This window comes from Pseudomonas fluvialis, from assembly GCF_014207935.1.
Lineage (GTDB): Bacteria > Pseudomonadota > Gammaproteobacteria > Pseudomonadales > Pseudomonadaceae > Aquipseudomonas > Aquipseudomonas fluvialis_A.
Map to the genome: position 1 here is coordinate 224,812 of NZ_JACHLL010000004.1, position 16,257 is coordinate 241,068.

Below are 16,257 nucleotides of genomic sequence, written 5' to 3' on the forward strand. Positions count from 1 at the left end.
AAGCTGCGCTGGGAAAATTTACCCTGAAGCGAATTTAATTCAGGAAAGTTCCGCAAGAATTCCAGTCATGACCTCTGGATGCCTCACGATGCCTTGGTGATCAGCATCCACCAGGCGGTGGCTGGCCGCCCGGCCCTGCACCTGCTCCAGGCCACGCTCCAGCAGCGCCGCGCGCCCGGCCGGCTGCGCCGCCCACCAGCAGTGCGGACGCACCTTCACCGAGGGCAGTGCGTAGCCGGCACACAAGCGGCGCATATGCTGTTCCAGCGCCCAGGCGAACAGCAGCTCCTCCAGGCTCTGGCGGGTCATGCCGTCCAGCGGCTGGCCGGCGAACCAGGCGTTGGCGACCTGCGGCCAGTCCAGCGGCTCCAGCTGTAGCAACCGTTCGAACAGGCCATCCCAGGACTTGGCGGGCAGCTCCGGCGCCAACAGCTGCAGATGCTCGACCAGCTTGGCTCGCGCCTGCGGGTGGCGGGCGTCGTCGCCAGCGATCTCGGTGCCCGGCACATAGCAGTCGAGCAGGCCGAGGAAGGCCACCTCTTCGCCACGCGCCTCCAGACGCGCCGCCAGCTCCAGGGCCAGGCTGCCGCCCAGGGACCAACCGACCAGCCGGTACGGCCCCTGCGGCTGTTGCTTGAGCAATGCGGCCAGGTAGGCATCGGCCATCTCGCCCAGCGAGGCATCGCGCCAGCTTGGGTCGAGGAAGCTTCGGCACTGCAGACCGAAGACTTCGCGCACGCCGTCCAGGCGCGCCGCCAGCGGCTGATAGCCGGTGACCCGGCCGGTGACAGGGTGCGGGCAGAACACAGGCGCAGCCGGTGCCCCCTGGCGAGTCAGGCGCAGCAGCGGAGATGGCCCTTGCACCGCCTGGCCGCGGGCCAGCTCCAGCAAGCCAAGCAGTTCCCGGCGATAGTCCGCAGCCAGGGCCTCAATGGTCTCGGCACGGTATTGATTGGCCGCGTATTCCCAGGACAGTTGCAGCTGGCCGTCGAAGACCTGGCCATTGACCGCCAGGCGCGCGGCCAGCGGGTTGTTCGCCGCCACCGCTGCACCACCGCCGGCCGCCGGGCGGAACCAGTCCGCCGCCGCTCCGGTCTGGTACTGGCCGAGGTAGTTGAAGATCACTTCGGCGCCTGGCACAGCAGCAAGTGCCGCCTGCGCCGCAGCCGAACCCAGCCAGCGCAGCACGCCGTAGCCCTGGCCTCCATGTTCGACCTGCTGCAATCGTTGCTGAACCTGCTGCAGGTGCTCGCTCACGTCAATGACCTGTGGCAATTGCAGCGGATACAGACTGGTGAACCAGCCGACCGTGCGCGACAGATCCAGCTCGCCGGCCAGCGCCTCGCGGCCATGGCCTTCGAGGTTGACCCGCAGCCCCGGCTGGCCGCTCCAGCGGCACAGGACACGCGTCAGCGCGGTAAGCAACAACGCATCGATACGCACGCACAGCTGCGCCGGAGCCTGCAGCAGGCGCCTGGTCTCGCCAGCGTCCAAGGCCAGGCGCACTTCGCGCTTGTCGCCATGGCTGGCGCTGGCGCCGTCGAGTTCACGCGGCAGGGCCAGCGCCGGGCCGCTCAGACGGCTGCACCAGGCGTCCAGTTCGACCTGCGCCGCTTCGCTGCCAGCCCAGCCTTGCAGGGCCTCGGTCCAGCGTTTGTAGGACTGACTCTTGCCCTGCAAGCGCACGGCCTGGCCGGCCTCCAACTGGCGATACGCCGCGAGGATATCTTCCAGCAGGATGCGCCAGGACACCCCATCCACCACCAGGTGATGCACGGCCAGCAACAGGCGATCGGGCTGGCCGGTCTGCTTAAGATAGAGCGCGCGCAGCAGCGGGCCGGCGGCCAGGTCGAGGCTCTGCTGAGCCTGCTGGCAGAACTCTTCGGTGTCGGCCACGCTACCGGCTTCACGCAGCCACAGTAGTGGCTGCTCGATATTCACGTCGGCATAGCGCTGGCGCCAGCCTCCCTGCTCCTGGCTGAAGCGCAGGCGCAGGCCATCGTGATGGGCCACCAGCGCCTGCAGTGCCTGCTCCAGCATTTGTGGATCGAGCGGGCGCAGCAGTTCCAGATTGAGCGCCTGGTTCCAATGCGCGGGCTCGGCCTGGCCCATGGCGAAGAAATGCGCCTGGATTGGCGCCAGCGGTAGCTCGCCGATCACCGGCTCCTGCGCCACGTCTTCACCTGCGGCGCGTGCCGCCTGGGCCAGTTCGGCCAGGCGCGGGAACTGGAACAGCTCGCGCGGCGCCAGTTGCAGCCCTTGCTGACGTACACGGCTGACCACCTGCAGGGCGAGGATAGAATCACCGCCCAGCTCGAAGAAATGGTCCTGGCGCCCTACCCGCTCGACGCCGAGGACCTCGGCCCAGATGTTGGCGAGGATGCGTTCGTTGTCGGTTTGCGGGGCCTCGTAGTCCTGGCTCTGCCAGGTCGGCTCCGGCAGCGCGGCGCGGTCCAGCTTGCCGGCTGGGGTCAGCGGTAGTTTTTCCAGGGCAATGATTTGCGCTGGGACCATATAGTCCGGCAACACCTTGGCCAGCTCGGTCTTCAGCGGTGCAATGTCGGTGCCCTCTTTTTTGGCCACGACATAGCCCACCAACTGCTTGCCGCTCGGCGTCACGCGGGCGATCACCGCCGCTTCCTGCACGCCTTCAAGAGCCAGCAGCTGACTCTCGATCTCGCCCAGCTCGATGCGGAAGCCACGGATCTTCACCTGATGATCGACCCGGCCCAAGTAATCCAGGGTGCCGTCCGCACGCCAGCGCACCAGATCGCCGGTGCGGTACATGCGCTCGCCGGCGGCGCCAAACGGATCAGGCAGGAAGCGCTCGGCAGTCAGCTCCGGGCGCTGGAAGTAACCGCGAGCCAGACCGACTTCACCGCCGATATACAGCTCGCCAGCCACACCAATGGGCAGCAGGTTCAGCTCAGCATCCAGCACATACAGGCTGCGCGGGCCGACCGGGTTGCCGATCGGCGCATAGGCCGCCTCGAAGCTGTCACCCGGATAGGCTTCCCAGATCAGCGGGGTTACCACCGTCTCGGTCGGGCCGTAGCCGTTGATGATCCGTTGCGGCTGCAGCACTTTCTGCAGGCGCTCATAGGTTTCGCGGGTAAAGGCCTCACCGCCCAGGGTCCAGGAACGTACAGGCAGTTTCAGACCTTGCGATTCGACCCAATCCAGTAGCTGCTGGGCATAGCTCGGCGGCAGGCAGGAAATGGTCACGCCCTCGTCGGCGATCACCTGGCAGGTCTTCTCCGCGCTCCACAGTTCCTGGTCACGAATCACCAGGCGACTGCCGAAGGCCAGCGGTACGGTCCAGCGCTCCAGGGCGCCGTCGAAGCTGATCGAGGCGAAGTGCAGCTCGACATCGTCCGGGGTCATGCCATAGCGCTGGCCGATGGTCTGCACATGCATAGTCAGGCCGAGGTGGTTCACCGCCACGCCCTTGGGCTGGCCGGTGGAGCCGGAGGTGTAGATCAGGTAGGCCAGATTCAGTGGATGCAGCTTTACCGACGGTGTCGATGCATCGAAGGCGGACAGGTCCAGCCGATCCAGATAAAGCGGCTCGACGCCCTCGCTCAGCGGCAGGCGCTCGGCCAGGTCGGACGAGGTTATCAACCACTTCAGCCCCGAGTCCTCGACCATGTAGCTCAGGCGGTCGCGCGGGTAATCTGGGTCTAGCGGCACAAAGGCACCGCCGGCCTTCAGCACCGCCAGCATCGCCACGATCATCGCGTTGCCACGCTCTAACGAGACACCCACGCAGGACTCGGGCTGCACACCTTGGGAAACAAGCAGATTGGCCAGGCGATTGGCGCGTGCCTCCAACTCGGAGAACGAAATACGTTCGGCACCATGCACCAAGGCGACGGCCTCGGTACGCAGACGGGCCTGTTCGGCGATCAATTCGGGCAGCAAGCGCGCAGCATCGAAGCCCTGCCGCGGAGTATTCCATGCAGCCAGGCGTGCCTGATCGCCGGCATCCAGCAGTGGCAGGCTCACCAGCGGCTGATCCGGCGTAGCGCTGATCTGTTCCAGCAGGCCCAGCAGATGGGCAGTCATCTGCTGCATCTGCGCATCATCGAGCCGCTCGCGGGCCCAGGTCAGGGTCAGGCGCAGCTGGCCTGCGCTGTCTTCCAGGCTGTCCAGGGCCAGGTCGAACAGCGCGTGCGGCACGCCCTGGGCCAGCGGCTCCAGGCGCAGGCCGGGCAGCTGCAGGGCGCCGAGGTCGCGCTTCTGGTGGTTGAACAGCACCTGGAACAGCGGCGTCTGGCCCAGGCTGCGCTCGGGCGCCAGGGCCTCCACCAGCTGGTCGAACGGCAGGTCCTGCTGGTCCTGGGCGTCCAACGCGTGACGGCGCACCTCGGCCAGCAGCTGACGGAAACTCATGCTGGCGTCGAACTCGGCGCGCAGCACCTGGGTGTTGACGAAGAAGCCCACCAGCGGCGCGGCCTCGGCGCGCTGGCGGTTGGCTACCGGCACACCGACGCGGATATCACGCTGGTTGCTGTAGCGCGCCAAGAGCAGCTGGAAGGCGGCCAGCAACAGCATGAACAGGGTCGCGCCCTCGCCCTGGGCCAGTTGGCGCAGACGCTCGGCCTGGGCTGGCGGCACCGCGACAGCCTGGCGCGCGGCATGGCGCTGGCTGGAGGCGTCCAGCTTGTAGGGCAAGGCCAGCACCGGTTGCTCGCTACCCAGGCGCTCGCGCCAGTAGCCGAGCTGGCGCGAGCGCTCGCCGGCCTCCAGCCAGGCGCGCTGCCACTGGGCGTAGTCGGCGTACTGGATCGGCAGCTCGGCCAGTTGTGGCGCCTGCCCCTGGCGCAGCGCGGCATAGGCGCGGCCCAGCTCCTCGGCGAACACGCCGATCGACCAGCCGTCGGAGACGATGTGGTGGCAGACGATCTGCAGGCGCCAGCGCTGCTCGTCCAGGCGCAGCAACTGCACCCGCAGCAGTGGCCCCTCGACCAGGTCGAAGGAGCGCGCCGCATGGGCGTCGGCCAGGGCCTGCACGCGCTCGGTCTCACCACGCAGATCGCGCTCCTCCAGGGCCAGCGGACCCGGCGGATCGATACGCTGGCACAGCTGGCCGTCATGTTCGTAGAAGCGCGTGCGCAGCGCCTCATGGCGCTCGACGATCAGCTCCAGGGCGGCCAGCAGCGCGCCGCGCTCCAGTTCGCCGTCCAGGGCGAAGGCGCCGACCATATGGTAGGCGCTGCTGTCCGGCTCCAGCTGGGCCACCAGCCACAGGCGCTGCTGGGCATGCGAGGCTGGCAGATGCTCGCCACGGGTTGCCGGCACCAGCGGCAGACGGTCGAAGCGGATGCCCTTGCTGGCCAGCAATTCAAGGAAGCGCTTCTGTTCTGCTGGCCCTAAGGCTAGGAAACGCCGCGCCAGGGCGGCCTTGTCGATGGGCGCGGTCACAGGGCCTCCAGTTCGTCGAGCAGCGCGGCCATGTCGCGCAGGTCTTGGTCTTCTTCCTCGGCAGCGGCCGGAGCCTGACCGTCGAGGTTGGCGGCCAGGGCCGCCAGGTTCTCCGCCTCGAAGAAGGCGCGCAGCGGCAGTTCCAGCCCCAGGCGCTGGCGCAGCAGGGCCACGGCCTGGGTAGCCAGCAATGAATGCCCGCCGAGTTCGAAGAAGTTGTCGTCGAGGCCAACCTGGGCCACTTCCAGCACCTCCTGCCAGATAGCCGCCAGGGCGATCTCCCGTTCGCTCTGTGGCGCCCGGTAAACCCGCGCCTGCCACACCGGCTCGGGCAGCGCACGACGCTCCAGCTTGCCGTTAGGCGACAGGGGCATGCGCTCCAGGCGCATCAGGATCGAGGGCACCATGTGCTCAGGTAGCTCGCTCTTCAATGCCGCCTTGATACCGGCCAGCCAGGCGTTCTCATCCGCCGGCAGCAGCTCGGCCACCAGGTAGCCGACCAGCTGCTTGCCGATCTGGCTGTCGCGGGCCACCACCACGGCCTCGGCGACGCCCGGCTGGGCACCGAGCTGGGCTTCGATCTCGCCCAGTTCGACGCGGAAGCCGCGTATCTTCACCTGATGGTCGATGCGCCCCAGATAGTCGATGGCGCCGTCGGCACGCCAGCGCACCAGGTCGCCGGTGCGGTACATGCGTCCACCCTCGCTGCTGAACGGATCGGGCAGGAAGCGCTCGGCGGTCAGTTCCGGACGGCGGTGGTAGCCGCGCGCCAGGCCGATGCCAGCGATGTACAGCTCGCCCGGAACGCCCTGCGGCACCGGGTTGAGCTGGGCATCGAGGATATGCAGGCGCAGGTTGGCGATCGGCCGGCCGATTGGCACGGCGTGGCGACCCTCCTCCACGCAGGTCCAGTGGCTGACGTCGATGGCTGCCTCGGTCGGGCCGTACAGGTTGTAAAGCCCAGCCTGAGGCAGGCGCTGGAAGGTCCGCATCTGCAGCTCCGCCGGCAGCGCCTCGCCGCTGCAGATGACGCGGGTCAGGCTCTGGCACTGCTCCACGTCCGGATGCAGGAGGAAGGCCTGCAGCATGGACGGTACGAAGTGAAGCGTACTGACCTTGTGGCGCTGGATCATCTCCACCAGCTTCTGCGGGTCACGGTGGTCGCCCGGCGCGGCCACGACCAGGCAGGCGCCGGTGACCAGCGGCCAGAAGAACTCCCATACCGAGACATCGAAGCTGAACGGGGTTTTCTGCAGCACCACATCACCAGCGCCGAGCTGATAGGCCTCCTGCATCCACAGCATGCGATTGGCCAGGGCCTCGTGGCTGTTGCCGGCGCCCTTGGGCTTGCCGGTGGAGCCGGAGGTGTAGATGACGTAGGCCAGATCGTTGCCCTGCAGGCTGACTGCCGGTGGCGTGACCGGCTCGGCACTGCAGTCTTCGCGATCCAGGCCCAGGGCCTTGAGCCCGGCCGGCAGCGGCAGGCGCTCGACCAGCGCGCTGTGCGACAACAGCAGGTCGACGCCGGAATCCTCCAGTAGATAGGCCAGGCGTTCCAGCGGGTATTCCGGGTCGAGCGGCACGTAAGCAGCGCCGGCGCGGACGATGGCATGCAGGCCGATCACCAGCTCCAGCGAGCGCTCCAGGCTGATACCGACCAGGCTGCCGCGCTGCACGCCGAGGCTGCGCAGGCGGTTGGCCAATTGGTTGATACGTGCCTCCAGCTCGGCGTAGCTCAGCGTCTGCTCGCCGAACACCAGGGCTGGCGCCTGCGGCGTGCGCGCGGCCTGCTGGCTGATGCGCTCGCTGAGGAAAACCTGCGGCCCGTAGTCCTTGGCCGTGTCGTTCCAGGTGGCGAGCTGCGCCTGCTCGTCTTCCTCCAGCAACGGCAGCAGGCCTATGGGCTGAATCGGATCGGTGCAGATGCCTTCCAGCAGCCGTACGAAATGCCGTGCCAGGCGGGCGATGGTGCGCGCCTCGAACAGCTCGGCGGCGTAGCTGACGAAACCGCTGAGGCTGCCATCGGCGGCTTCCTCGGTGTCCAGCGCCAGGTCGAACTGCGCGCCGGCGGCGCCCGGGTCATGCGGTTGCACGCGCAGGCCCGGCAGGTTGCCGAGGGCGCTGAAGTCCACCTGCTGGTGGTTGAACGCCACCTGGAACAGCGGGTGATGGCTCAGGCTGCGCGTCGGTTGCAGCGCTTCCACCAGTTGATCGAACGGCAGCTCCTGATTGGCCAGGGCATCACGGCTGGCCTGGGCCAGTTCGCCGAGCAGCTCGCGGAAGGGTTTCAGCCCGGCTGGCTCGCCGCGCAGCACCAGGGTGTTGATGAAGCAACCGAGCACGCCGTCCATTTCCGCCAGGCTACGCCCGGCCACCGGTACGCCGACGCGGATATCTTCCTGGCCGCTGTAGCGGTGCAGCAATGTCTGCCAGGCCGCCAGCAACAGGCTGAACAGCGTGCTGCCCTCACGCTGGGCCAGGGCGCGCAGTTGCGCGGTGAGCAACGGCGACAGCTCGAAACGCCAGCGCATGCCCTGACGGGCGCCGAGGGCTGGGCGCGGGTGATCGGTGGGCAGTTCCAGCAGCGGTTGGTGTTCGCCCAGGCGGGCTTTCCAGTAATCCAGTTGGCGTGTGGCCTCGCTGGACTTCAGCCAGTCGCGCTGCCACTGGGCATAGTCCGCGTACTGCAGCGGCAGCGGCGCGAACTGCGCGGTACGGCCCTCGGCGAACGCCGCGTAGGCGGCGGCGAACTCGCCGATAAAGCGCTGCATCGACCAGCCATCGGAGACGATGTGGTGCTGGACCAGCAGCAGGCGGTACTCCTGATCGGCCAGGCGCAGCACGCTCACCCGCAGTAGCGGCTCGGAAGCCAGGTTGAACGGGCGCGTGAGCAGCTTCTGCGCATAATCGCGCGCCTCGATTTCACGCTCACTGGCCGGCAGTTCGCGCAGGTCGAACCAGTCGATGCGCTGGCCCTGCGGCGCCAGAATGCGCTGGCGCGCCTCGCCACCCACCTCGACAAAACGGGTACGCAGCGCCTCGTGGCGCGCTTCCAGCTGGTCGAAAGCGGCCTGCAGCGCCTGGCGATCCAGGCGCCCCTGCAGGTCAAGGCCTGCCGGCATATGGTAGGCGCCGTTGCTCGGGTCCAGACGGTTGAGGAACCACAGACGCTGCTGGGCATGCGACAGCGGCAGGTCGCTACCGCGTGGCAGCGCGCGCAGCACCGGTGCATCGACGGCTTCGCGTTGCAGGGAAGCCGCACAGTCGGCCAGGCGGCTCTGCTCGAACAAGGCCTTGAGCGGCAGCTGCAGGCCCTGCTGGCGAATGCGGCTGACCACCTTGAGCGCGACGATGGAATCGCCGCCCAGCTCGAAGAAATGATCCTGGCGCCCTACCCGCTCCACACCCAGCACTTCGGCCCAGATGGCGGCGAGGATGCGCTCGTTATCGGTTTGCGGCGCCTCGTAGTCCTGGCTCTGCCAGATCGGTTCCGGCAGCGCGGCGCGATCCAGCTTGCCGGCCGGGGTCAGCGGCAGTTTTTCCAGGGCGATGATCTGCGCGGGGACCATATAGTCCGGCAGTACCTTGGCCAGCTCGCCGCGTAGAGCATGGGTATCAGTGTTGTCGCGAGCGACGACATAACCCACCAGCTGCTTGCCGGTCGGTGTCTCACGAGCGATCACCGCCGCCTCCTGCACGCCTTCGAGGGCCAGCAACTGGCTCTCGATCTCGCCCAGCTCGATACGGAAGCCACGGATCTTCACCTGATGATCAACGCGACCGAGGTAATCCAGGGTGCCATCCGCACGCCAGCGCACCAGGTCGCCGGTGCGGTACATGCGCTCCCCTGCCTGGCCGAACGGATCGGGCAGGAAGCGCTCGGCAGTCAGCTCCGGGCGCTGGAAGTAACCGCGAGCCAGTCCGACTTCGCCACCGATATACAGCTCGCCGGCCACGCCGATGGGCAGCAGGTTCAGCTCAGCATCCAGCACATAGAGGCTGCGCGGGCCGACCGGGTTGCCGATGGGCGCATAGGCCGCCTCGAAACTGTCACCGGGATAAGCTTCCCAGATCAGTGGAGTGACCACCGTCTCAGTCGGGCCGTAGCCGTTGATGATCCGTTGCGGCTGCAGCACCTTCTGCAGACGTTCGTAGGTCTCGCGGGTAAAGGCTTCGCCGCCCAAGGTCCAGGAACGTACAGGCAGCTTCAGGTTCTGACTTTCCACCCAATCCAGCAGTTGTTGGGCATAGCTGGGCGGCAGGCAGGAAATGGTCACGCCTTCGTCGGCGATCACCTGGCAGGTCTTCTCCGCACTCCACAGTTCCTGATCGCGAATCACCAGGCGGCTGCCGAAGGCCAGCGGAACGGTCCAGCGCTCCAGGGCACCGTCGAAGCTGATCGAGGCGAAGTGCAGCTCCACATCATCCGGGGTCATGCCGTAGCGCTGGCCGATGGTCTGCACATGCATGCTCAGACCGAGGTGATTCACCGCCACGCCCTTGGGCTGGCCAGTGGAGCCGGAGGTGTAGATCAGGTAGGCCAGATTCAGCGGATGGAGCTCGACGCTTGGCGCTGACGACTCAAAAGCAGATAGATCGAGCCGGTCCAGATACAGCGGCTCGACACCCTCACCCAAAGGCAGTCGCTCGGCCAGATCGGAGCTGGTGATCAGCCACTTCAGCCCCGAATCCTCGACCATGTAGCTCAAGCGCTCGCGCGGGTAATCCGGATCGAGCGGCACAAAGGCGCCGCCGGCCTTCAGCACCGCCAGCATCGCCACGATCATCGCGTTGCCGCGCTCCAGCGAGACGCCAACGCGAGACTCCGGCTGTACGCCGTGGGAAACCAGCAGATTGGCCAGTTGGTTGGAGCGAGACTCCAGCTCGGCGAAGGCAATCCGCTCACCGCCATGCACCAGGGCAATGGTCTCCGGGCGCAGACGCGCCTGCTCGGCGATCAATTCAGGCAACAGGCGCGAAGCATCGAAGCTCTGCCGCGACATGTTCCACTCGGCCAGCCGTGCCTGCTCATCGGCGGAACTTAGCTGCAGGCTGCCCAGCGCCCGCGCTGGGTCGCCGCAGACCTGCGCCAGGGCCTGGCGCAGCAGCGTCTCGACCTGAGCGATGCCGGCGGCATCGAAGTGCGCGCGGCCGTAGGCCAGCAGCAGCTCCAGGCGGCTGCCCGGCAGCACGGCCAGGGTCATCGGGTAATGGGTGAACTCGTGGCTTTGCGGCAGGCCCAGGCGCAGCTCGCCGCGCTCGGCCTGCTTGAGCGCCTCGCCCAGCGGGTAGTTCTCGAACACCAGCAGGCTGTCGAACAATGCCTCGCCGGCGCTGCCGACCCAGCGCTGGATATCGTGCAGCGGGCTGTGCTCGTGCTCGCGCAGCTGCAGGTTTTGTACCTGCAGCGCGGCAAGCCAGTCGCCCAACGGCTGCTCGGCCGGCAGTTGCACGGCAACGGGAAGGCTGTTGATAAACAGGCCAAGCATCTGCTCGCTGCCGGCCAGCTCGGTCGGGCGACCGGCCACGGTGGCGCCGAAGCACAGGCTGCGCTTGCCGGTCAGGCGCGCCAGCAGCAAGGCCCAGGCGGCCTGTACCAGGGTATTGAGGGTCAGGCCATGGCGCTGGGCGAAGCCGCGAATATGTTGTTCGGTGGCGCTATCGAGCGGCAACGGATGACGGGCATGGCCCTGCTCCGGGGCGCGGCACGGCAGGCAGCCGGCGATGCGGGTGGCGCCGTCCAGCGGGGCCAGCTGTTCACGCCAGAAGGCCTGCTCGGCAGCCGCATCCTGGCCTTCGAGCCAGTGGATGTAATCGCGGAACTGAGCGCCCGGCGCCGGCAGGCGGTCACCGTGATAGAGGGCCAACACCTCGGCGAACAGCAGGCCGTTGCTCCAGCCGTCCAGCAGCAGGTGGTGCAGGGTCCAGACCAGCACGAAGTCGCGGGCGCCGCGCTGGATCAGCGCCAGTCGCAGTAGCGGCGACTGGTCAAGGGCAAAGCCGCGCTCACGCTCGGCGCTGCAGAAGGCCTGCAGCTGCGCCTCGAAATCGGCGACGCCGCGCCAGTCGAGTTCCTGCCAGTCCAGTTCGACCTCGGCCTGCACCAGTTGCAGCGGGCGCTCGCCCAGCAGGAAGCGGCTGCGCAGCACGCCGTGGCGCGCCAGCACCTGGCGCCAGGCATTCTGCAGACGCTGCGGATCGAGGCCGGTGAACGGCAGCAGCAGCTGGCTGACATAGCTGCCGGCACCTTCCAGCTGGCTGTGGAACAGCAGGCCCTGCTGCAGCGGTGACAGCGGGTGAATGTCTTCCACGCCGGCCAGTGCATCCAGTTCGACCTGACTCAGACCTGCCAGCGGCACATCGCTGGGCGTCAGCCGTGGCGAGACCTTGGCACAGTGCTGGGCGATGCTGTGCAACTCATCCTGCAGACGTGCAACCAGGCCCTCCAGGGTGGTGCGCGCCAGCTGCGCCGGGTTGAAGTCGATGTGCAGCTGCAGGGCACCACCACGCTGCTCGGCGTTGATGACCAATGGAGCGTCCATGGGCGCATCGGCTTCGCGCCACAGGCCGCCTTCGCGCAGACGCAAGCCGCCCTCGCCCTCGTCGAACTGGCCCAGGTAGTTGAACAGCAGTTGCGGGGCGCGCTCGGTCAACTGGCCTTGCTGGGCCAGTTGACCAAAGCCCAGACCCAGATCGGGCACGGCGCGCAGCTGCTCCTTGATCGCCTTGAGGCTGGCGCCCAGTTCGGCTTCCGGTTGCAGGCGCACGGGGTAGAGGCTGGTGAACCAGCCGACGCTGCGCGACAGGTCGATATCCTCGAACAGCGGCGCGCGGCCGTGGCTCTCCAGGTGCAGGGTCAGCGCCGGCTGCTCGCTCCAGCTGCACAGCGCGCGGCTCAGGGCGGTCAGCAGCAGTTCGTCGGCACGCAGGCGATAGGCGCGCTGGCCAGCCTGCAGCAGGTCGCGAGTGAAGCCGGCCTCAAGACTCAGCTCGATACGCTTGCGGGTTCCTTCGGTGCCCGCCTCCTGGCTCTGCAGAGGCAGCTCGCCGCCGGTCTGCTGGGCCTGCCAGTACGGCAGTTGTGCGTCCATATTCCAGTCGACCAGGCGCTCGCCCCAGGTTTTGAAGGCACTGGTCTTGGCCGGCAGCTGCACCGCCAGGCCGCTGGCCAGTTGCAGACAGGCACGCTGCAGGTCTTCCAGCAGCACACGCCAGGACACCCCATCGACCACCAGATGGTGGATGGACAGCAGCAGGCGATCGGTCTGTCCTGGCTGGGTCAGGTACAGACCACGCAGGTGTGAACCGCTGGCCGGATCAATGCTGCGCTGCGCGGCGTCATAGTGCGGCTGCGGGTCCTCGCCGGCGGCCAGCTCGACCCGTTGCAGCAGAGGACCCGCCACTTCGGCGGCATGTACTTGCTGCCACTGGCCATCGAGCCGCTCAATGCGCAGGCGCAAGGCGTCGTGGTGCTGAACCAGGGCTTGCAGCGCCTGTTCCAGCTGGGCGGCCTGCAACGGCTCGGCCAGCTCCAGCAGCAGGTACTGGTTGCACGGGGCCAGGCCTTCGCGTGCCAGCAGGCGCGCCTGGATTGGCAGCAGCGGCGCTGTGCCAGTTACCGGGCCCTGCTCAGCCAGCGGGGCGGCCACAAGGCGGGCAACACCAGCCAGCTGCGCCAGGGTCTGCTGCTGGAACAGGTCCTTGGGCGTCAGGCCCAGCCCCTGCTGGCGTGCACGACTGACCACCTGCAAGGCGACGATGGAGTCGCCGCCCAGCTCGAAGAAATGATCCTGGCGCCCTACCCGCTCCACGCCCAGCACTTCGGCCCAGATGGCGGCGAGGATACGCTCGTGGTCAGTCTGCGGCGCCTCGTAGTCCTGGCTCTGCCAGGTCGGCTCCGGCAGCGCGGCACGGTCCAGCTTGCCGGCTGGGGTCAACGGCAGCTTGGCCAGGGCGATAATCTGCGCCGGGACCATATAGTCCGGCAGGGTTTTAGCCAGTTCGGCGCGCAGAGCATTGACGTCGCTGTTGTCGCGAGCGACCACATAACCGACCAGTTGTTTGCCGGTTGGCGTCTCGCGGGCGATCACCGCCGCTTCCTGCACGCCTTCGAGGGCCAGCAGCTGGCTCTCGATCTCGCCCAGCTCGATACGGAAACCACGGATCTTCACCTGATGATCGACCCGGCCCAAGTAATCCAGGGTGCCGTCCGCACGCCAGCGCACCAGATCGCCGGTGCGGTACATGCGCTCGCCAGCGGCGCCGAACGGGTCGGGCAGGAAGCGCTCGGCAGTCAGCTCCGGGCGCTGGAAGTAACCGCGAGCCAGGCCGACTTCACCACCGATATACAGCTCGCCGGCCACGCCGATGGGCAGCAGGTTCAGCTCAGCATCCAGCACATAGAGGCTGCGAGGGCCGACCGGGTTGCCGATTGGCGCATAGGCCGCGTCGAAGCTGTCACCGGGAAAGGCTTCCCAGATCAGCGGGGTCACCACCGTCTCGGTCGGGCCGTAGCCGTTGATGATGCGCTTCGGTTCGAGCACGCGCTGGAGGCGCTCGTAGGTTTCGCGGGTAAAGGCCTCACCGCCCAGGGTCCATGAACGTACAGGCAGCTTCAGGTTCTGACTTTCCACCCAATCCAACAGTTGCTGGGCATAGCTGGGCGGCAGGCAGGAGATGGTCACGCCTTCGTCGGCGATCACCTGGCAGGTCTTCTCGGCGCTCCACAGTTCCTGGTCGCGAATCACCAGGCGGCTGCCAAAGGCCAGCGGTACGGTCCAGCGCTCCAGGGCGCCGTCGAAACTGATCGAGGCGAAATGCAGTTCGACATCGTCCGGGGTCATGCCGTAGCGCTGACCGATGGTCTGCACATGCATGCTCAGACCCAGATGATTCACCGCCACGCCCTTGGGCTGGCCGGTGGAGCCGGAGGTGTAGATCAGGTAGGCCAGATTCAGTGGATGCAGCTGCACTACAGGTGGCGCCGTCTCGAAGGCCGACAGGTCGAAAAGATCCAGAGGCAGGACCTCGACGCCCTCGCTCAGCGGCAGGCGCTCGGCCAGGTCGGACGAGGTTATCAACCACTTCAGCCCCGAGTCCTCGACCATGTAGCTCAGGCGGTCGCGCGGGTAATCTGGGTCTAGCGGCACAAAGGCACCACCGGACTTCAGTACCGCCAGCATGGCCACGATCATCGCGTTGCCGCGCTCCAGCGAGACGCCAACGCGAGACTCGGACCTCACTCCACGCGCGATCAGCAGCCGCGCAAGCAGATTGGACTGCGAGTCGAGCTCGCTGTAGCTGAGCCGCTGAGAACCGTGCACCAGGGCGGTCATGCCAGGACGGTTTCTTGCCTGCTCCGCGATCAGCTCGGGTAACAGGCGCGTGGCATCGAAATGCTGTCGCGGCTTGTTCCACTCGTCCAGCAGCCGTTGCTGGGCCTGGCCGACCAGCTCCAGTTCGCCCAGCGCAGCCATGGGGCGCGCCACGAAACCTTCGAGCAGCGCGATGAAGCCACCGATCAGACGCTCGATGCTGCTCTCGGCGAACAGATCGGCGGCGTAGGCAAAATTGATCGACAGCACGTCGCCCTTGTCGCGTACAGCATCAAGCGCCAGATCGAATGGAATCTGGCTGGAGGGCAGCTCCTCCAGAACGGTTTCGATGCCCGGTAGCCAGTTAGCCGGCAGCGGGTGCTGGCGACGATAGTTGAAGGCCACCTGAAACAGCGGCTGCTGGCCCAGACTGCGACTCGGGGCCAGTTCTTCAACCAGGCGCTCAAAGGGCATTTGCTGGTTGGCCTGGGCCTGTTTCAGGCCTGTGCGGACCTGACTCAGCCAGTCTCCAACCGACAACTCCGGGCGCGGTTGCGCCTTGAGCACCAGTGTATTCACGAAGAAACCGACCAGGCGCTCGGAACCCTTGGCGCGACCTGCCACCGGTACGCCGACACGTACCTCTCTCAGGCCGGATAGGCGAGCCAGCTGCAGCTGCAAGGCGGCCAGCAGCACGGTGAAAAGCGTGACTCCCTGGCTTTTGGCCAGATCGCTCAAGCGCGCGACCAGAGCCGACTCGACCTTGAGTGAGCGGTAAGCGGCGCGGCGCGCCGCCTGGGCGCTGTGCAGGTAGTCGGGCACCAGGCTCAGAGGCGGCTGCTCGCCTCCCAGCTGCTCACGCCAGAAGGCCATCTGCTGCTCGCCCGCCTCGCTGTCCAGCCACTGGCGCTGGCCGGCGGCATACTCGCTGTACTGCAGCGGTTGCGGGGTCATGAACGGCTGGCGACTCTGCAGGCGGGCGCGATAGAACTCGGCCATCTCCTCCACCAGGACGCGTACCGACCAGGCGTCGGAGATGATGTGGTGCATGGCGACAGCAAAAGCATGGAGCCCCTCGCCAAAGCGATACAGCGCGCACCGAATCAGCGGACCGCGAACAAGGTCGTACTTGGCTTCGATGAAGTCCCGCGCCAGGGCCTCGACCCCCTCGGCGCCCCCCTGCAGATCAATGATCTCCAGCGGCATGGAGCCCGCTGCAAGCACGGCCTGCTGGGCCAGACCATCATGCTCGCGGAACACCGTGCGCAATGCCGCGTGGCGCGCATACACCTGATCCAGGCCATGACGCAGGCTATCCAGGTCCAGCACCCCCTTAAAGCGCAGCAGCCCACCGATGTTGTAGGCGGTGCTGCTTGTTTCAAGCCGACTGAAGAACCACAGCCGTTGCTGCGCGAAGGACAATGGCGTCCATTCCAAAGCTTCGAGGCGATCGATCATCGCGGGCGCGTTCATGGCGTTTTTCTCCTGCGGACGGCGCGTGGGCGCCTCTTGCGCAACA

The 16,257-nt window shown here is 67.0% G+C and carries 2 protein-coding genes; both read right to left on the bottom strand.

Going from position 1 to position 16,257, the window contains the following annotated elements:
* Positions 1–39 precede the first annotated feature (39 nt).
* Positions 40–5,424, bottom strand: a complete 5,385-nt coding sequence (locus HNP49_RS12745) for an amino acid adenylation domain-containing protein (protein ID WP_221445218.1) — start codon at positions 5,422–5,424, stop codon at positions 40–42.
* Complete coding sequence (locus HNP49_RS12750) at positions 5,421–16,211, bottom strand: non-ribosomal peptide synthetase (RefSeq protein ID WP_184683782.1); 10,791 nt, start codon at positions 16,209–16,211, stop codon at positions 5,421–5,423. The genes HNP49_RS12745 and HNP49_RS12750 overlap by 4 nt, the downstream gene beginning before the upstream one ends.
* Positions 16,212–16,257 lie beyond the last annotated feature (46 nt).

Bases quoted from the DNA above. Each gene is read 5' to 3' on its own strand.
- HNP49_RS12750 (WP_184683782.1), bottom strand. From the start codon at position 16,211: ATGAACGCGCCCGCGATGATCGATCGCCTCGAAGCTTTGGAATGGACG.